The sequence below is a fragment of the Algibacter aquimarinus genome, assembly GCF_039543265.1.
GTDB classification, from domain to species: domain Bacteria; phylum Bacteroidota; class Bacteroidia; order Flavobacteriales; family Flavobacteriaceae; genus Algibacter_B; species Algibacter_B aquimarinus.
The window spans coordinates 26,736-44,840 of record NZ_BAABJK010000009.1; the positions used below are offsets into that span (position 1 = coordinate 26,736).

Annotated in this window: 17 protein-coding genes; 15 read left to right on the plus strand and 2 right to left on the minus strand. The window is 31.0% G+C overall.

Annotation, left to right across the window (positions count from 1 at the left end; all coding sequences use genetic code 11):
- The first annotated feature begins 32 nt into the window (after window positions 1-32).
- Window positions 33-752, plus strand: a complete 720-nt coding sequence (locus ABD939_RS12695) for a hypothetical protein (protein ID WP_345169278.1) — start codon at window positions 33-35, stop codon at window positions 750-752.
- Between the two features lie 24 nt (window positions 753-776).
- Here the strand turns inward: ABD939_RS12695 and ABD939_RS12700 are convergent, their stop codons facing one another.
- Window positions 777-1,301, minus strand: a complete 525-nt coding sequence (locus ABD939_RS12700) for a hypothetical protein (RefSeq protein WP_345169280.1) — start codon at window positions 1,299-1,301, stop codon at window positions 777-779.
- A gap of 102 nt (window positions 1,302-1,403) precedes the next feature.
- On the opposite strand from ABD939_RS12700, the gene uvrA reads away from it, so the two are divergent.
- The 14 genes from uvrA to ABD939_RS12770 all read left to right on the plus strand — a co-directional run bounded on the left by uvrA (window position 1,404) and on the right by ABD939_RS12770 (window position 16,533).
- Entirely contained in the window at window positions 1,404-4,235 is a 2,832-nt protein-coding gene (uvrA, locus tag ABD939_RS12705; RefSeq protein ID WP_345169283.1) for an excinuclease ABC subunit UvrA, read from the plus strand.
- Between the two features lie 15 nt (window positions 4,236-4,250).
- Window positions 4,251-4,940: an LOG family protein gene (locus ABD939_RS12710; protein ID WP_345169287.1), complete on the plus strand. Its 690-nt coding sequence runs from the start codon at window positions 4,251-4,253 to the stop codon at window positions 4,938-4,940.
- Between the two features lie 201 nt (window positions 4,941-5,141).
- The gene (locus ABD939_RS12715; protein WP_345169290.1) at window positions 5,142-7,898 is read left to right on the plus strand and encodes a gluzincin family metallopeptidase; all 2,757 of its coding nucleotides are present in this window, start codon (window positions 5,142-5,144) and stop codon (window positions 7,896-7,898) included.
- Window positions 7,899-8,058: 160 nt separating this feature from the next.
- Window positions 8,059-10,470 carry an alpha-ketoacid dehydrogenase subunit alpha/beta gene (locus tag ABD939_RS12720; protein WP_345169292.1) on the plus strand — a complete coding sequence of 804 codons (2,412 nt, stop codon included), beginning with the start codon at window positions 8,059-8,061 and terminating at the stop codon, window positions 10,468-10,470.
- 212 nt (window positions 10,471-10,682) lie between these two features.
- On the plus strand, window positions 10,683-11,681 hold the full coding sequence (locus ABD939_RS12725) for a helix-turn-helix domain-containing protein (RefSeq protein WP_345169295.1): 999 nt from the start codon (window positions 10,683-10,685) through the stop codon (window positions 11,679-11,681).
- Between the two features lie 102 nt (window positions 11,682-11,783).
- Window positions 11,784-12,269, plus strand: coding sequence for a DoxX family protein (locus ABD939_RS12730; protein ID WP_345169299.1), 486 nt, complete (start codon window positions 11,784-11,786; stop codon window positions 12,267-12,269).
- A 6-nt stretch (window positions 12,270-12,275) separates the two neighbouring features.
- Window positions 12,276-12,764 carry a hypothetical protein gene (locus ABD939_RS12735; RefSeq protein ID WP_345169302.1) on the plus strand — a complete coding sequence of 163 codons (489 nt, stop codon included), beginning with the start codon at window positions 12,276-12,278 and terminating at the stop codon, window positions 12,762-12,764.
- Window positions 12,765-12,766: 2 nt separating this feature from the next.
- Entirely contained in the window at window positions 12,767-13,156 is a 390-nt protein-coding gene (locus ABD939_RS12740; RefSeq protein WP_345169304.1) for a hypothetical protein, read from the plus strand.
- A 6-nt stretch (window positions 13,157-13,162) separates the two neighbouring features.
- Entirely contained in the window at window positions 13,163-13,624 is a 462-nt protein-coding gene (locus ABD939_RS12745) for a GIN domain-containing protein (protein WP_345169307.1), read from the plus strand.
- A 65-nt stretch (window positions 13,625-13,689) separates the two neighbouring features.
- Window positions 13,690-14,058, plus strand: a complete 369-nt coding sequence (locus tag ABD939_RS12750) for a hypothetical protein (RefSeq protein WP_345169310.1) — start codon at window positions 13,690-13,692, stop codon at window positions 14,056-14,058.
- Window positions 14,059-14,132: 74 nt separating this feature from the next.
- On the plus strand, window positions 14,133-14,516 hold the full coding sequence (locus ABD939_RS12755; protein WP_345169313.1) for a DoxX family protein: 384 nt from the start codon (window positions 14,133-14,135) through the stop codon (window positions 14,514-14,516).
- A gap of 23 nt (window positions 14,517-14,539) precedes the next feature.
- Window positions 14,540-15,010: a hypothetical protein gene (locus ABD939_RS12760; RefSeq protein ID WP_345169316.1), complete on the plus strand. Its 471-nt coding sequence runs from the start codon at window positions 14,540-14,542 to the stop codon at window positions 15,008-15,010.
- Between the two features lie 34 nt (window positions 15,011-15,044).
- On the plus strand, window positions 15,045-15,884 hold the full coding sequence (locus ABD939_RS12765) for a LytR/AlgR family response regulator transcription factor (RefSeq protein WP_345169320.1): 840 nt from the start codon (window positions 15,045-15,047) through the stop codon (window positions 15,882-15,884).
- A gap of 100 nt (window positions 15,885-15,984) precedes the next feature.
- Window positions 15,985-16,533, plus strand: a complete 549-nt coding sequence (locus ABD939_RS12770) for a DinB family protein (protein WP_345169322.1) — start codon at window positions 15,985-15,987, stop codon at window positions 16,531-16,533.
- A 250-nt stretch (window positions 16,534-16,783) separates the two neighbouring features.
- On the opposite strand, the gene ABD939_RS12775 is transcribed toward ABD939_RS12770, so the two are convergent.
- On the minus strand, window positions 16,784-17,995 hold the full coding sequence (locus ABD939_RS12775) for a TlpA disulfide reductase family protein (protein WP_345169324.1): 1,212 nt from the start codon (window positions 17,993-17,995) through the stop codon (window positions 16,784-16,786).
- Window positions 17,996-18,105 lie beyond the last annotated feature (110 nt).

Consider the following 18,105-nt stretch of genomic DNA (forward strand, 5'->3'; position numbering starts at 1 on the left):
GTTATTACAAACTCAAAACTAAACTCCATATTGTGGCAGTTAAGCCTAAAAAAATATTAAAAATAACTACTGGAATCATTGTTTTTTTAACACTTCCAAGCTTGTTGTTTTTTGGGTTTCTGTATTTTAAATACAATGAAGATTTGCCAACAGGTTTTCAAGGTGAAAAAGCAGATGCTTTAGCATATAATATGCTTGAAGCCTTGAATTATGAAGCTTACAAAAACACTAATGTAATTGAATGGACTTTTAAAAAACGACATCACTACATATGGGATAAAAACAATAATACTTGTGAAGTATATTGGAAAGAATATAAAGTAAATTTGGATTTGAATACTATATCTAATAGTAAAGTTTACGTGCATGGTTTTACTATTGATAGTGAACTATCTGATGAACTCATTCAAAAAGCATTAAACTATTTTAATAACGATTCATTTTGGTTAGTTGCACCCTATAAAGTTTTTGATAAAGGTGTTGAACGTAGGCTTGTAAAAACAAACAATAATCGTAAAGCGCTTTTAGTTACTTATACTTCTGGCGGATCTACTCCAGGAGATTCATTTCTATGGCTATTAGATGACACTGATAAACCTGTGGCCTTTAAAATGTGGACTTCTGTTTTACCAATTCAAGGTTTAGAAGCTTCCTGGAGTAATTGGACAATTACTGAAACTGGAGCTCAACTACCAACGTTTCATAAGCTATTAGTAATAGGCTTAGAAATTGAAGGAATTAAAACATTTTAGATATTTTTTGATTTAAACAAATAATCACTTATTTCTTTGACCTACAAACTTATGGCTGTCAGATTTAAATAATACATTAAAACTGGTTAAACTCCCATAAATTCTAGTAATATATTGTTGTAAATCTATTTTACTTTGTTCGTCTAAATTACTCGAGTTTATGCGTTGTTCCATGACTCGTAATCTATCGCGAACCATTATTATTTTATGAAAAAACTTATCAATTGGTAATTCGTAAGATTTTAAATTGGAGTCTGCTGGTTCTAAAATTAATTTTCCGCCTTTATACTTATCTGCAATAGGTATAATTTCACTGGTATCACCCCATTTTTTTAAAATTTTAACCAAGCTACTTTCAACTTCAAAAAAGCTAATAGTGTCAACATCATCCTGAGCAGCTTCTATAACTTCAAAATTGCTATCTAAATCAATGGTTTCTAGACCGCTATCAATAAAAGTAACCCAATAATATTGAGATGTAACATTGGTAACTACACCTTTACCAAATTCGGGGTGGTTAATTCTTGAACTAATTCCTAATAATTTCATAACTGTTTCTCTATAAATTTCCTGTACAATTATAATAAAACTGAAATAAAACTTCACAAGAATTTAACATCTAAAATCGTAACTTTGCACTTTTGCAAATTTATGAGCCAATTTGACGAATTTATTGAGGTAAAAGGAGCCCGTGTCCATAATCTTAAAAATATTGATGTATCTATCCCCAGAGAAAAACTTGTTGTTATTACAGGCTTATCTGGAAGTGGGAAATCATCTCTTGCTTTTGATACTATTTATGCAGAGGGACAACGTCGATACATTGAAACTTTTTCGGCTTACGCACGTCAATTTCTAGGCGGTTTAGAGCGACCAGATGTTGATAAAATTGATGGTTTATCGCCTGTTATTGCCATTGAGCAAAAAACAACAAGTAAATCGCCACGGTCTACGGTAGGCACTATTACCGAAATTTACGATTTCATGCGTTTATTATTTGCTCGTGCAAGTGATGCTTATAGCTACAACACTGGCGACAAAATGATAAGCTACAGCGATGAACAAATTAAAGCGCTTATTATTAAAGATTTTAATGGTAAACGCATAAATGTTTTAGCACCAGTTATACGCTCAAGAAAAGGTCATTATCGGGAATTATTCGAGCAAATAGCAAAGCAAGGTTTTGTAAAAGTACGTGCTGATGGTGAGATTAAAGACCTTGTAAAAGGCATGAAATTAGATCGTTACAAAACACATGACATTGAAATTGTAATAGACCGACTTAAAATTGACAATACAGTTGATAATGATAAAAGACTAACTGAAACCATAAATACAGCCATGTATCATGGTGAAGATGTACTGTTAGTTATTGATCAAGACACCAATGAGACACGTTACTTTAGTAGAAGTTTAATGTGTCCTACTTCTGGAATTTCTTACCCAAATCCAGAACCAAATAATTTTTCTTTCAACTCACCAAAAGGAGCTTGTAGCAATTGTAATGGTATTGGAGAATTATATCAAGTTAATGAAGATAAAATTATCCCAGATCCTACCCTTTCCATAAAAAATGGCGCTCTAGCACCACATGGCCCAGAAAAAAATAGCTGGATTTTTAAACAGTTTGAAACCATTGCACAACGTTTTAATTTTAAGTTAAGCGATGCGTTTATAGACATTCCAGAGGAGGCTAAACAAGTTATTCTCTATGGTGGTAATGAAAAGTTTTCAATTGAAAGTAAAACTTTAGGTGTTACACGTGATTACAAAATAGATTTTGAAGGCGTTGCAAATTTTATTGAAAACCAATATAAAACTGCTGATTCTACCTCATTAAAACGTTGGGCAAAAGATTACATGGACAAAATTAAATGTCCTGTTTGTGAGGGTTCTCGTCTTAAAAAAGAATCGCTTTATTTTAAAATTAATAATAAAAATATTGCAGAACTTGCAAATACAGATGTGGTTGAACTATCTGAATGGTTTAACGATTTGCACAACCACTTATCTGAAAAACAATTAAAAATCGCTGAGGAAGTAGTTAAAGAAATAAAATCTAGATTACAGTTTTTATTGGACGTTGGTTTAACTTACTTATCTCTAAATAGAAGTTCAAAGTCTTTATCTGGTGGCGAAGCACAACGTATTAGACTAGCTACTCAAATTGGTTCTCAACTAGTTGGTGTTTTATATATTTTGGATGAGCCCAGTATTGGTTTGCATCAACGCGATAATGAAAAACTTATTAATTCTTTAGTGTCGCTGCGCGATATTGGAAATTCTGTAATCGTTGTAGAACATGACAAAGACATGATAGAACGTGCAGATTATGTTATAGATATTGGGCCAAAAGCTGGAAAACATGGTGGAGAAATAATAAGCATTGGAGATCCAGACGAATTAAAAACACATAAAACTTTAACAGCAGATTATTTAAACGGAAATAAAGAAATTGAAATACCAAAAAAACGCCGCAAGGGTAATGGTAAGTTTTTGGAGTTAAAAGGATGTACAGGTAATAACCTTAAAAATGTATCTGTTAAATTTCCATTAGGTAAAATGATAGGTATAACTGGTGTTTCAGGTAGTGGTAAATCTACTTTAATTAACGAAACACTCTACCCTATTTTAAATGCACATTATTTTAATGGCGTTAAAAAACCAATGCCTTACAAAAGCATAAAAGGTTTAGAGCATATTGATAAAGTAATTGATATTAATCAATCTCCAATTGGTAGAACACCACGAAGCAACCCAGTTACTTATACTGGAACATTTAGTGAAATTAGAGCTTTATATGCTAAAATTCCTGAGGCTATGATTCGGGGCTATAAAGCTGGACGTTTTAGTTTTAATGTAGCTGGAGGACGTTGCGAAACCTGTAAAGGTGGAGGTTTACGTGTAATAGAAATGAATTTCCTTCCAGATGTTTATGTAGAATGTGAAACTTGCCAAGGTAAACGCTTTAATCGTGAAACTTTAGAAATTCGGTACAAAGGTAAATCAATCAGTGATGTTTTAAACATGACTATTGATGAGGCTGTTGAGTTTTTTGAGCATATTCCTAAAATATTTAGAAAACTTAAAACTATTAAAGATGTTGGTTTAGGTTATATTACTTTGGGGCAACAAAGTACAACTCTTTCTGGTGGTGAAGCTCAACGCATAAAACTAGCCACAGAATTATCCAAACGCGATACAGGTAACACCTTTTATATTTTAGATGAACCTACAACGGGCTTACATTTTGAAGATATTAGAGTTTTAATGTTAGTTTTAAATAAATTGGCCAATAAAGGGAACACTGTATTGATTATAGAACATAATTTAGATGTTATTAAAACCGTTGATCATATTATTGATATTGGTTACGAAGGAGGAAAAGGTGGCGGACAAATTATTGTAGAAGGTTCGCCAGAAGAAATAATAAAACACAAAAAAAGTTATACAGCCAAATTCTTGAAAAAAGAATTACATTAGAAGAAAATAATAAATATGAGAAAAGAACAACGTCACAAAGGTTGGAATGAAATAAAAACAAACGATTCTTGGGCTATTTTTAAAATCATGGGCGAATTTGTCAATGGTTACGAAAAACTCAGTAAAATAGGACCATGTGTTTCTATTTTTGGATCAGCACGCACTAAACCAGACCACAAATACTATAAACTAGCCGAAAGTGTAGCAAAAAGTATTGTTGAATCGGGTTATGGTGTTATTACTGGTGGTGGCCCAGGTATTATGGAAGCTGGAAATAAAGGTGCTCATTTAGGAGGAGGTACTTCTGTTGGACTAAATATAGATCTACCTTTTGAGCAGCATGACAATCCATATATAGACCATGATAAAAGCTTAGACTTCGATTACTTTTTTGTTCGAAAAGTAATGTTTGTTAAATACTCTCAAGGTTTTGTGGTAATGCCAGGAGGCTTTGGAACTTTAGATGAGCTTTTTGAAGCAATGACCCTAATACAGACTCACAAAATTGGTAAATTCCCAATTATTCTAGTAGGAACAGATTTCTGGAAAGGCCTTATGGAATGGATTAAATCAACATTATTAGAATCTTTTGGAAATATTAGCCCCAAAGATTTAGATTTAATTCACCTAGTTGATTCGGAAGATGAAGTAATTGCTATTTTGGATGCCTTCTATAAAGATTCTGGCTTAAGTCCGAATTTTTAATAAAAACACTTTTTGTTTGATTATGGCGTAATCTTTGCCATATTAAACGACTTACACTTAGGTGTTCACTCATATTTATTATATTGCGTCGCCTTTATCGAATTATTAACCCTTAATGTTTATAAATTGAAATTCCGCCTTTATATTTTTAGCATATTCTCTGTAATATGTTTTCTAGGCTCTAGTCAAAACAAAATTGACTTGAAGGCAGATTTTGATATTGAAAACAAACAGATTAAAATATCACAAACAATTCGATATAAGAATACTTCTAAAGACGTTTTAAAAACAATTTACTTAAACAATTGGGCAAATAGTTTTGCCACAAAAAAAACACCTTTGGCAATAAGAATTGCTGATGAGTTTAACAATAATTTCCATTTAGCAAAAAATAAAGAAAGAGGCTTTTCTATAGTAACATCAATTAAACAGAAGGATGTCGACCTAAGTTTTCAACCATTACAAGAACAAATTGATGTTTTAGAAGTTGAATTATTAAACCCAATTAAACCCAATGAATCTTACACTATTCAATTAGAATATATAGTTCAAGTACCAAATAGCAAATTTACTAGCTATGGCTTAACAGATTCTGGGGATTTAAATTTACGTTATTGGTACATAACTCCTGCCATATACAATAGCAAATGGCAGTACTATAGCAATAAGGATTTAGACGATTTGTATATTCCTAAATCAGAAATTAATATGGAAGTTAAGTTACCAAACGGATACGCTTTAACTTCAGAATTGGATTTAAGTAATATTACTCAAAACAAAGACAATCAATTAGTTAAACTTAATGGAAAAGACAGAATAAACACTAAACTATTTTTAAGTAAGCAATCTACATTCAACACAATTCAAGGTGATGATTTTACTTTAGTTTCTAATATAAATGACGAAGGCTTAGAGGTTATAGACAAAGTTTTAATTACTGAAAAAGTTTCAAATTTTTTAAAAATAAATTTTGGTCAATATCCACACAAAAAACTTCTAGTTACACAAACAGATTATGACAAAAACCCTATTTATGGATTAAATTTTTTGCCAAAATTTATAAAGCCTTATCCAAATCATTTTCAATATGAATTGAAACTATTAAAAATAGCATTAAAAAATTATCTTGAGAATACCTTGTTAATAAACCCTCGAACAGAACAATGGTTGCTAGATGGTATTCAAATTTTTTATGTAATGAATTATGTTGATGAACACTATCCAAACATGAAATTTTTAGGTTCTATTGCTGATTTTTGGGGTGTTAGGTCATTTCATGCTGCTGATATGCTTTTTAATGATAAATATGTTCTTGGACATATGTTAATGGCAAGAACAAATAGAGACCAGCCATTAACAATGCCAAAGGATTCGCTTTTAAAGTTTAATTATAATATTGCCAGTAGATACAAAGCTGGTGTTGGACTAAAATATTTAGATGATTTTATAAATAGCGATGTATTAGAAACTAGTATTGAAGACTTTTTCTATCACAATAAGCTAAAGCCAACCTCGACAAAAGACTTTGAAACCTTTTTAAAATCAAGAACCGACAAGGATATTGATTGGTTTTTTACAGATTACTTAAATACTAGAAAGAAAATAGACTTCAAAATTAAAAAAGTAATTAAAACCGAAGACTCAATCACTCTAACTATAAAAAACAAAAGAGATAACAGCATGCCTGTATCGCTTTACACACTAAATAACGACAGCATAATATCTAAGCGTTGGATAGAAAACATAAACAAAACAAAAACAATTACAATACCCCGCGATAGTGCCAATAAACTAGTGTTAAACTACAATAAAATTATTCCAGAATTTAATTTAAGAGATAACTGGAAATCACTAAAAGGTTTCTTTTTTAACAACAAACCACTACAGTTTAGGGTTTTTCAAGATATTGAAGACCCTAATTACAACCAGGTATTTTTTATGCCTGTTTTAGAGTTTAACAATATATATGACGGTATAACACTTGGCGTTAGAACATATAATAAAACATTGTTACGCAAGCGCCTCAATTATAAAATTGAACCTAAATATTCTTTAAAATCTAGATCTCTAACAGGATCTGCTGTGATTTCAATGACGCATTATTTAGAAAACACAGACCTTTACGCCATAAGATATGGTATTGGTGCCGGCTATTCCTCATATGCTGAAGATTTGTTTGTGAGACAAATTTCTCCATCACTTACATTTTTATTTAGGGAAGATGATGATTTCCGATCAAATAAAAGACAATCTATTGTACTAAGGTATGTAGATATTAACCGAGATAGAGACGTTAATAACATACTCACTTCTTCTGAACCAAATTATGGTGTTTTAAATGCCCGTTATATCCATTCTAATGATAATTTGATAAATTTCAATAAATGGTATACAGATTTTCAAGTAGCAAAAAACTTCAGTAAAGTATCTTTTAATTATGAATATAGGCGTTTGTTTGAAAGTAATCGTCAATTAAATTTAAGAGTGTTTGCTGGAGCGTTCTTAAAAAACAACAACCCAACAGACTCAGATTATTTTAGTTTTGCTTTAGACAGACCTACTGATTATCTTTTTGATTATGCTTACCTAGGGCGCTCTGAGGATTCTGGTATATTTAGCCAGCAATTTATTGAAGCTGAAGGCGGTTTTAAATCTAAATTAGAAACTCCTTTTGCAAATCAATGGATGACAACTCTAAATGCTAGTACCACCCTCTGGAAATATATTTTAGCTTACGGAGATATTGGTTTGGTAAAAAATAAATTTGATGTTCCGCATATTGTTTATGATTCTGGTATCAGAATTAATTTAGTTACCGATTATTTTGAAGTATATTTTCCAATATATTCTAATTTAGGATGGGAAATTGGTCAGCAAAATTACGATCAAAAAATTAGGTTTAAGTTTACTGTAGACCCACAAGTTCTTCTCGGTCTTTTTAGACGACGATGGTATTGATTTTTAGATAATATTAACTAAAAAGCCTTTTTTAGTATTGAATTCATAAAATAAAACCATTTAAAAGTATATTTTTTAATTATCAATAATGATTAACTTACTTTAAAAATTGCAAAACCGATAAAGATTACCTAATTTTGCATGAGCTTAATTTTAACCCATGCAACCCTTTTCAGACTTGAAAAATAACATATCATTTGAGGATTTTAAAACAGAAGTTTTAAATGACTACAAAATAGCTGTTATGAGTAGAGAATGTAGTCTACTTGGTCGCAGAGAAGTTCTTACTGGTAAAGCAAAATTTGGCATATTTGGTGATGGAAAAGAAATTCCACAATTAGCTATGGCTAAAGCCTTTGTAAAAGGCGACTGGCGATCTGGTTATTACCGTGATCAAACTTTTATGATGGCCATTGGAGAGTTAAACATGGAGCAATTTTTTGCAGGTTTATATGCCAACACCAATTTAGAATTAGAGCCAATGTCTGCCGGTAGGCAAATGGGCGGACATTTTGTTACTCATAGTTTAGACGACAATGGCAATTGGAAAGATTTAACAAAGCAATATAACTCAAGTGCAGATATTTCTCCAACAGCTGCTCAAATGCCAAGATTATTAGGCTTAGCTCAAGCATCAAAAATTTTTAGGAATGTAGATGGAATCAATACAAATAAATTTTCAAAAAACGGTAATGAAGTTGCCTGGGGTACTATAGGAAATGCTAGCACCAGTGAAGGTTTGTTTTTTGAAACTATAAATGCAGCAGGAGTTTTACAAGTTCCAATGGTTATTAGTGTTTGGGATGATGAATATGGTATTTCTGTACATGCAAAACACCAAACTACAAAAGAGAATATATCTGAAATCCTTAAAGGGTTTCAAAGAGATAACGATAATAAAGGTTACGAAATATTACGAGTTAAAGGTTGGGATTATGCAAACCTTATAGAGACTTATCAAGAAGCTGGAGCCATTGCTAGAGAAGAACACGTACCTGTTTTAATTCATGTAACAGAATTAACACAACCACAAGGGCATTCCACATCTGGTTCGCACGAGCGTTATAAAAGCGCCGAACGTTTAGCATGGGAAGTTGAGCATGATTGTAACGCAAAAATGCGCGATTGGATTATTGAAAGTAACATAGCAACTAACGAAGCACTCACAGAAATTGAAAGAGGAATAAAAAGAGATGTGAGAGTAGCTAAAAAGAATGCTTGGACAAGATTTTTAAAACCTATACAAAAAGAACAGCACGAACTTATAACGATATTAAAACAGGTAGCTTCTTCAAGTGCCAATGGTGTATTTATATCTAAATTAAAGGATAGTTTAGAAACTATAAGCGAGCCAACAAGAAAGGATATACTATCTCATGCTAGAAAGGCTTTAAGATATACTATTGGTGAAACTAATCCAGAAAAGAAACATCTTGGAGATTGGATAAATACCGTTTTTGATAATTCTCAACCTAAATTTAGTTCTCATTTATATTCTGAAACTAATTACTCTAACACATTAATTAAAGAAGTAAAGCCAACTTACGATGAAAATGCTTATCAAGTAGATGGGAGAATTATACTTCGCGATAATTTCGATAATATTTTTAGCAATATACCCGAAGCTCTAGTTTTTGGTGAAGACACAGGTAATATTGGTGATGTAAATCAAGGTCTAGAAGGCTTACAAGAAAAACACGGTGAGTTGCGCGTTGCAGACACGGGAATTAGAGAAGCCACTATTGTTGGTCAAGGTATTGGTATGGCTTTACGTGGTTTAAGACCCATTGCAGAAATTCAGTACCTCGACTATATATTATATGCGTTGCAAATTATAAGTGACGATTTAGCAACAACTCATTACAGAACTAAAGGCAAACAAAAAGCACCGCTAATTATTAGAACAAGAGGACATCGTTTAGAAGGTATATGGCATTCTGGTTCTCAAATGGGAGCGCTTTTAAATCTGGTACAAGGAGTAAATGTATTAGTTCCAAGAAACATGACAAAAGCAGCTGGTTTTTATAATACGCTTCTTCAAGGCGACGATCCTGCTATTGTTATAGAATGTTTAAATGGCTACAGACTAAAAGAAAAAATGCCTAATAATTTAAATGATATAAAAACTCCAATCGGTGTTGTAGAAACCATTAAAGAAGGTACAGATATTACCATAGTTTCTTACGGTTCAACTCTAAGAATTGTAGAACAGGTAGCCAAAGAATTAATTACTGTTGGTATTGATATTGAAATTATTGATGCGCAATCTTTATTACCTTTTGATTTGAATCATGATATTGTTAAGAGTATTGAGAAGACAAATAGGGTTATGATTATTGATGAAGATATTCCTGGTGGTGCTTCAGCATATATTCTTAATCAAATTTTAAATACCCAAAACGCTTATCAATATTTAGATAGTCAACCAAAAACTCTAACTGCAAAGGCTCATAGACCAGCCTATGGAAACGATGGAGATTACTTTTCTAAACCATCTGCAGAAGATATTTTTGAGGCAATTTACAGCGTTATGCACGAATTGAGTCCTAATGATTTTCCAAAACTGAGATAATAACACTATTTTAGTTTTCTAAATTAGTTTTATTATTGTTTCCAAATTTTAATAGTTACAGTACACTGTTATTAATTCTTGTTTCGCAAGGACTAATATTTTCAATACTTCTTTTAATAAAACACAAAAAGAAAAGGAATATCTCTGATTTGTTTTTAGGTCTGATTTTACTATTCACTTGCTATAATCAAATTTGTTATACCGTAGGTTTTATGGGCTGGTATAATGAATTTAGAAATACAAAAATCAACTATTTTCTTTATAATATAGCCATTGTTCTTGGACCATTAATTTTCCTATATGTCAAATCTATTACAACCTCTAATTTTAAGTTTAAGAAAAACTATTGGTGGCATTTTTCATTAGCAATTGTATTTGTATTATACAGAATTATAATTTTTACATACGATGCGCTTCAACCTGGTTTTAATGAAACACAAAATGGTATATTAAAAATTAGTGTAGATGAAGCTATTGTGCAACCTATTGTTGGTTTTATAGAATTACCATTTATGCTATTGTATCTAGCGTTCACCCTTCAATTATTTTATAATTATAGAAAAAGAATTACGCAATATTTTTCGAACACATACAAACTAGAGCTAAATTGGATTTTAAGTTTTCTAATTTTATTCACTCTGCTATTTTTATATAACACCATTCAAACTATAGTGGGCTCGTTTGTAATGGATTTAAATTACGAGCAACGTTGGTGGCTTAATTTACTTGCCGCTTTAGTAACACTTTATGTAGGTATAAAAGGCTATTTTACAGATACAACCAAGTTAAAAAAATTGAGTTTTAGCTTTTCACCCAATCTAGAAGCGATTCCGGAACAAAATCAACAGCAGAGTAAAACTAAGTCCGTTTCAAGTTCCGATTTAAATACCGTAAAATCCTTAATGGAAAATGATAAAGCATATTTAAATCCAGATTTAAATTTATCAGATTTGGCAAAACAAGCTAATATGTCTCGTGCACAATTATCAGAAATTATAAATTCAGGGTTTAATAAAAACTTTAACGATTTTGTTAACATGTATCGCGTAAAAGCATTTAAAAATATGCTTGCCGAAAATAAACACAAACAACTCTCTTTACTTGGTATAGCTGAAGAATGTGGGTTTAATAGCAAAGCAACATTTAATAGAGTATTTAAAAAATTAACCAGCTACTCACCTACCGAATATTTAAAAACTCATACAAAATAAGACGTCTCAAATCGTATTTTAGGTCTTCTAAAAATTATTTAAGCCGCCAATAGCTTAAATGAGTTTCATCTTTGTATCAACAAAATTAAAAACATATACAAAATGAAAAAGATTTTAAAAACACTTATTACACCCGTGTTACATCCTAATTGGATTGCAGACTTAATTTTTGCCATTGTACGCTTTGCATGTGGCATGGGATTATCTATTGGTTTTGGAGCTGATAAATTTGGAGTGCCATGGACGGCAGAAAGCCAAAACCTTAACCTTTTCGAGGTTTCAGCATGGTTCCCCGAAGATGTAGCACAATACGGTGGTATTTTTGCAATTACACCAGTATTTTTTGCTTGGATGGGTGCTTTTAGTGAAGCCGTTGGAGGCGTTTTCTTAGCAATAGGGTTAAAAACACGAGTAGCATCCTTTTTAATAATATGCACCATGTTAGTAGCCATACTTTGTCAAAAAATAAATGGCCCGCTTTGGAACATGCTTCCAGCCATGAGTTTTCTATGGGTAGCTATTTACAATCTATTTTTAGGATCTGGCCGTTTTGGGTTAGATTATTTAATCAGTAAAAAATTAAAATAAAAAATCATGAAGAATATACTATTTACAATATCAGCAATTCTATTCTCTTTAATACTAAATGCTCAAGATTCAATATCATTATCAGATTTTGAAACACTAAATAATACTGAATGGGAAGGAAAGCTAACTTATATAGACTATCAATCTGGAGAACCAACAAGCATAGACACTAAGCTTCAAATAAATATTGAAAGCAACAAAATAAAATACAATATGCAATATGTTTATGAACCTAATAAGAATAATAAAAGCTCGGTTCAAATTAAAAAGGGTGGTACATTTTATGGTAACGAAAAAGTAATTTCAAATACCATAAAAAATGAAACTAGAACAATTGTAACATCTTATGAAGGAAAAGACAATGGAGAGAAAGCTACAATGTATATTACTCGGGAATTTGATGAGACAAACTTAACTATTAGCAAAAAAGTAATTTTAAAAAATACTGGCAAAAGCTTAATACGAAATACTTATAAATTCACTAAAACAAATTAAAAATGAAGGCTTTAAAATATATATCAATAATATTAATTGTTTTATTTCTAACTAGTTGTGTTCAAAAAAAGCATAAAAAAACAATTCATTTTAAACTAGATATGAATGGTGTGGAAAACCCTGTTAATGTTGGCATTAAAGGCGACACTTACCCACTCTCATGGGGTAAAACACTATTACTTACAGACAATAATAATGATGGGGTTTTCGAAATTAGCATTGAACTTGAATCTGCTAGTTATGATATAGAATTCAAATTTGTTAATCAACAAAACAATTTTGAATTAAGGGATTCAGACAATAGAAGCATTAGGTTTGATTATAAACCTGAAACGATTTTATATGAAACTGTATTTAATAATCCAGAAGCAGAAACATCAATCTTAAAATAAACAGTTATGAAAAAAATCACTTTATTGCTAGTATTTGTTGTTACAACATCACTAGCACAGGTTAAGGGAAATGGTGACATTGAAACAAAATCGTTTCCAATAGAAAACATAAAAAATATAAAAATCAATTTTTATGCTAACGTTACTATCGATGCCTCAAAAAAAGAATCATTAATTATTACAACAGATTCAAACATGTTTGAACTCATAGAAAAAAAAGTTGTTGATGGTACATTATATTTAGATCAAAAAGAATGGATTTCTCCTTCAAAAACCACTAAAATAATTATTGGTGCTCCTAATATAAATAGAATTGAACAAGGCACACATGATATTACTAAAATTATAAATGTTGATAATGATGAGCTAAAAGTAAATGCGCCCATCGGCAACATATTCATTGAAGGAAAAACAAAAACGTTACAAATTGATTCTAAAGGTTCTAAAATTGATGCTAAAAACTATTAGCCGAAAAAGCTTATGTAAATATTTGGAGTTGGGGAACGGTAAAAGTAAATGTTACCAATATACTTTTGGCAGATGTTTCTAATAGTGGAAAACTATTTTATGTATCCAAACCAAAAAAGCTAGATATTAAAACCAAAAATAAAGGCAAAGTATTGGATTTGAGTGACGCAGGGGAGATAAAAAATCCAGAAGCTAAATACATTAACTTTAAAATTAAAAATAATTCTGCTAATAGAAATCATTTTGAAGTTGTTGGACCAAAGCAAGATGGCTCTAAATTTGGATATGGTTTTCCTATGATGCCATTTGCAACTAGAAAGGAAACTTGGACCGTTGGCACCAAAGTTTACAAGACAAATAAATTAGGATTGAAAAAATTGCTTATTACTATAAAACCTGAGGACGAAAATATGGTCGTCAAGCTTTTTGAGTAAATAACAAATTTAAACCATGGCACCTGCTATGGTTTTTTTATATTTATAAATTAAACTAAAGTATTTAACTAATTATGAATAAAAACTTCTTAAACCTTGCACTATTAATATTAAGACTTGGTTCTGGTGGTCTTATGCTTACTCACGGAATTCCTAAAATTTCAAAATTATTTGAAAGTCCTATAAAATTTGCAGACCCAATAGGCTTAGGTTCTACAACTTCTCTGATACTCACTTTAATAGGCGAAGTTCTTGCACCAGTTTTAATTATAATAGGTTTTAAAACAAAATTAGCATCAATTCCTGCAATAATTACCATGCTTGTAGCTGCTTTTGTTGTTCATATTAGTGACCCAATTGGAACAAAAGAGAAAGCATTACTTTATTTAGTGTGCTTTTTAGTTATATTTTTAGTTGGTCCGGGCAAATATTCTATTGATGGTAATAAAAATTATTAATTCTATTTATAATCATTAATTTAATGAAAGCAGTTTCTGTAGTTACTATAAAAAAAGAGTTGCAACATAGGTCAACTGATGAGTTGATGCAATTGTGCTTAAGGTTATCGAGGTTTAAAAAAGAAAACAAAGAGCTTCTTACCTATTTACTATTTGAATCTGATGATGAAGCTGGATATATAGAAAGTGTAAAAGTCTATATAGATGATGAATTTGAAAGTATTAACATCGATAGTTTTTTTTATATCAGAAAAAGTGTGCGTAAAATTCTCCGAAACGTAAAAAAGTATATTCGGTATTCACAAAAAAAGGAAACAGAAGTTGAACTACTACTTTATTTTTGTGAGAAACTTAGAGATTTTAAACCAAATATTAAACGAAGTACACAATTACAAAACTCTTACAATAGGCAATTACTTTTGGTAAAAAAAATAATTAGCGGATTGCATGAAGATTTACAATATGATTATAATATAATGCTTGAAGATTTTTAGATTTAATACACACAATAAAATATAGTAGTTCATTATGCAGTGGCTCAATACACCATATCCCTTATTAGAAAATCCAAAGGACAAGTGGTTATTTGCTCTATTATCAGGCCTTTTTGTTTTTGTGTTTTTGATTGTTTTTGAACCTTTTGGTGCAGCTCAGTCGATATCTTATAAATATGTATTCTTGGCAGGTTTTGGGGTTTCAGTTTTTCTTGGTGTGGCTACCACCTATTTTATTCTTCCTAGACTATTTAGGGAGTTTTTTTACCCAGAAAAATGGACCATAGCAAAAGAAATTCTATTACAATTTTGGTGCATCTTGATCATAAGTGCTTTTAATTCCTTGCACAATTACAATTGGTGGCGCGATATTGATTTATATCAAAACTTTTTTATTTTTCTTAAAATCACTATTTCGATAGGGATTTTCCCTATTATAGGTTTAATCTTTTTTAAAGAGCGCACACTTTCAAAACGCAATATCTCGAGAGCACGATTACTTTCTAATCAGTTACCGCCCGTAGCGTTAGAGGAGACCATTACAGTTAAAATACAAGAAGAAAGTGTAAAAGAATCACCTATTGTAATGCAATTATCAGATTTTCTATACGCACAATCAGAAGGGAATTATATAACATTATATTATTTGGACGGTAGCACATTGATGCATAAACTAATTAGACTTTCTTTAAAACAGCTTAAAGTACAGTTAGAAAATCTTTCTCAAATAAAACGTTGTCATCGCTCTTACCTTATTAATACCGAACATATAATATCTATTGATGGTAATGCCAGATCACTCATAATACAACTAAATAACGTTGCTACACATATTCCCGTTTCTAGATCTTTTTCAAAAGCAGATTTTAAATAGCTTTCCCATTCATCACAAAAATGGCACACTCATCCCGTTTTTTTATAACGTACTGATTTCAAGACTATTTTTGGACTAAATAATTTTTAAAAATAGACTTATGAAAAATCGTATTCACATCATCTTATTCTTTATGACAGGTTTCTTATTATTAAGCAGCGCTCCAAGTATAGAATCAGACAAAGGAAAATCTAATCTAAAAGTAAAACTTAATGAAGTGACATCATATATTGCTGTACGCGATACAATAAACATTGAAGTGTCAGAAGCTTCTGTTGCGTGGCATATGGATCACATTTATTTAATGGTAAATCAAATATACAAAGCGCTCAAGTATTCTGATGAAAGTAATTATAAAGCGGAATCAAATAAGACACGTGACTATGTCTTTACTTCAAATACGTTACCTCGAGGAAAAGTTTCTGCGCCAGAGTCCGTAAGACCAGCAGAAAACGTAACTATCACTACGTTACGAATGCATTATGATGAAGCGCTTGCTAAAGTCGAAAAGTTGCCTTTGCTTGCAGAAAATAAGCACTTTAATCATCCTATTCTTGGGACTATGAATAGAGACGAAACCATTAAGTTTCTTGTTATTCATACTGAACATCACCTTAAGATTATACGCGATATATTGAATAAAGAGTAGATCTGTAAAAAGTTACAGAGTAGAACAATTTGGTTGGATACCGATTGATTTTGTTGGAGAAGAATTAATGGAAAATAGAAATTATACATTTGAATATAATTTTAGTGTTGATGAACAAATTTTGACTGATGAATTGATAAAAGACTAAAATAACATTGGCTATTAGTAACTGTTACTAAACGATTACTTTGGGGTATGCTTGCAAAGTTACAACTCCTCATAGCCGATACCGCTAAACGCATTTCAAAAATTATTCGTTTAACAACTCTTTTATAAAACCCTCAAACTCAATCTTAAACTCAGTAAACTTATCACCTGTAGCTGGTCCGTTAAAACCTGTATGTATTTTTCTAACCGTACCTCTTTTATCTATAAAAATGGTTGTTGGATAAGACAATACATGATTAAGCATCGGTAGTTTTTCATTAGCTTTTACTTTACTTGAAGAGCCATACTGCGCCAATAATATAGGATATTCTATACCTGTATTTTCTTTTAAACGTTTTATGTTTTTAAAAGCCGCTTCTTCGGTTTTTACATATTCAAAAGCTAAAGCTATAATTTCTAAATCTTTAGTTTTACTAGCTTTATAAAATTCTGAAAAATACTTGCTTTCATCCAAGCAATTGGGGCACCAAGTTCCCATAATTTGTACTAAAGTTACTTTGTTTTTAAATTGTTCATCTTTTAAAGATATTAGCTTCCCATTTGAATCAGGAAACGAAAACGTTACCTTATCAAAACCATCTTTTAAATAGGTTAAATTATTTGCATTTGGTAATTCGTAAGCTTCATTTCTTACAGCTGTAAATGGTTCTTCCCAATGATTTCCTGAATAAAACATACCACTTATACTATCATTTACAACCGTTCCTGTAAACAAAAATGCATGTGCACCATCAAAAGTGGATAGTTGTAATCTTTCACCACTCAATACACCTTCTAAATAGCGGTAATCGCCTGTTGTGGTTCTAAATGTTCCTGTAACCTTATTACCATATTGTTTAAAAATACCTTTAGCAATGTATCTGTCTTCTTCAGAATCTGGACTAAAAACGGTTTCCCAATTACCAGAAATATTTGCTTTTGGTTCTTCAAGATTAAGAAATCTAGAACTACTTTTTTCTGCATTAAAAACCATTGTTCTATTCAAACCAGCTTTAATAAAACTTCCTTTTAAATGGTCTTCCTCAATTTTTGCAGCTATAAAACCTTCAAAAACTGGCATTTTTATATAAACTGAGTCATTTTTGTATGTAACATCCGTCACTTTAATGTCTTCTTCAGCATTAAAAATATGTAGCTCTGTTTTTGAAACTCCTTCAAAATTAAACGGTAAATCTAAGGTGTCATTAACTTTCAAGGTTGCTCTATAAGTACCTAAATCTATAGTACTCTCTTTAGTTTCTTTCTTGCAAGAAACAAGGAATATGGCAAATAAAATAAATACAAAATGCTTCATAAATATGCGTTTGAAAAAGATTATTCGAAGAAACAACTTAATCCTAACAAATAAAAACTAATAATTATCCTTTTTACAAAAGCATTGTTTGAATGCTAACCGCAATATTT

Excerpts from the sequence above, each read along its gene's own strand:
- ABD939_RS12700 (WP_345169280.1), bottom strand. The coding sequence starts at position 1,301 with ATGAAATTATTAGGAATTAGTTCAAGAATTAACCACCCCGAATTTGGT.
- uvrA (WP_345169283.1), top strand. The coding sequence starts at position 1,404 with ATGAGCCAATTTGACGAATTTATTGAGGTAAAAGGAGCCCGTGTCCAT.
- ABD939_RS12710 (WP_345169287.1), top strand. The coding sequence starts at position 4,251 with ATGAGAAAAGAACAACGTCACAAAGGTTGGAATGAAATAAAAACAAAC.
- ABD939_RS12720 (WP_345169292.1), top strand. The coding sequence starts at position 8,059 with ATGCAACCCTTTTCAGACTTGAAAAATAACATATCATTTGAGGATTTT.
- ABD939_RS12725 (WP_345169295.1), top strand. The coding sequence starts at position 10,683 with ATGGGCTGGTATAATGAATTTAGAAATACAAAAATCAACTATTTTCTT.
- ABD939_RS12730 (WP_345169299.1), top strand. The coding sequence starts at position 11,784 with ATGAAAAAGATTTTAAAAACACTTATTACACCCGTGTTACATCCTAAT.
- ABD939_RS12735 (WP_345169302.1), top strand. The coding sequence starts at position 12,276 with ATGAAGAATATACTATTTACAATATCAGCAATTCTATTCTCTTTAATA.
- ABD939_RS12740 (WP_345169304.1), top strand. The coding sequence starts at position 12,767 with ATGAAGGCTTTAAAATATATATCAATAATATTAATTGTTTTATTTCTA.
- ABD939_RS12745 (WP_345169307.1), top strand. The coding sequence starts at position 13,163 with ATGAAAAAAATCACTTTATTGCTAGTATTTGTTGTTACAACATCACTA.
- ABD939_RS12755 (WP_345169313.1), top strand. The coding sequence starts at position 14,133 with ATGAATAAAAACTTCTTAAACCTTGCACTATTAATATTAAGACTTGGT.
- ABD939_RS12760 (WP_345169316.1), top strand. The coding sequence starts at position 14,540 with ATGAAAGCAGTTTCTGTAGTTACTATAAAAAAAGAGTTGCAACATAGG.
- ABD939_RS12765 (WP_345169320.1), top strand. The coding sequence starts at position 15,045 with ATGCAGTGGCTCAATACACCATATCCCTTATTAGAAAATCCAAAGGAC.
- ABD939_RS12770 (WP_345169322.1), top strand. The coding sequence starts at position 15,985 with ATGAAAAATCGTATTCACATCATCTTATTCTTTATGACAGGTTTCTTA.
- ABD939_RS12775 (WP_345169324.1), bottom strand. The coding sequence starts at position 17,995 with ATGAAGCATTTTGTATTTATTTTATTTGCCATATTCCTTGTTTCTTGC.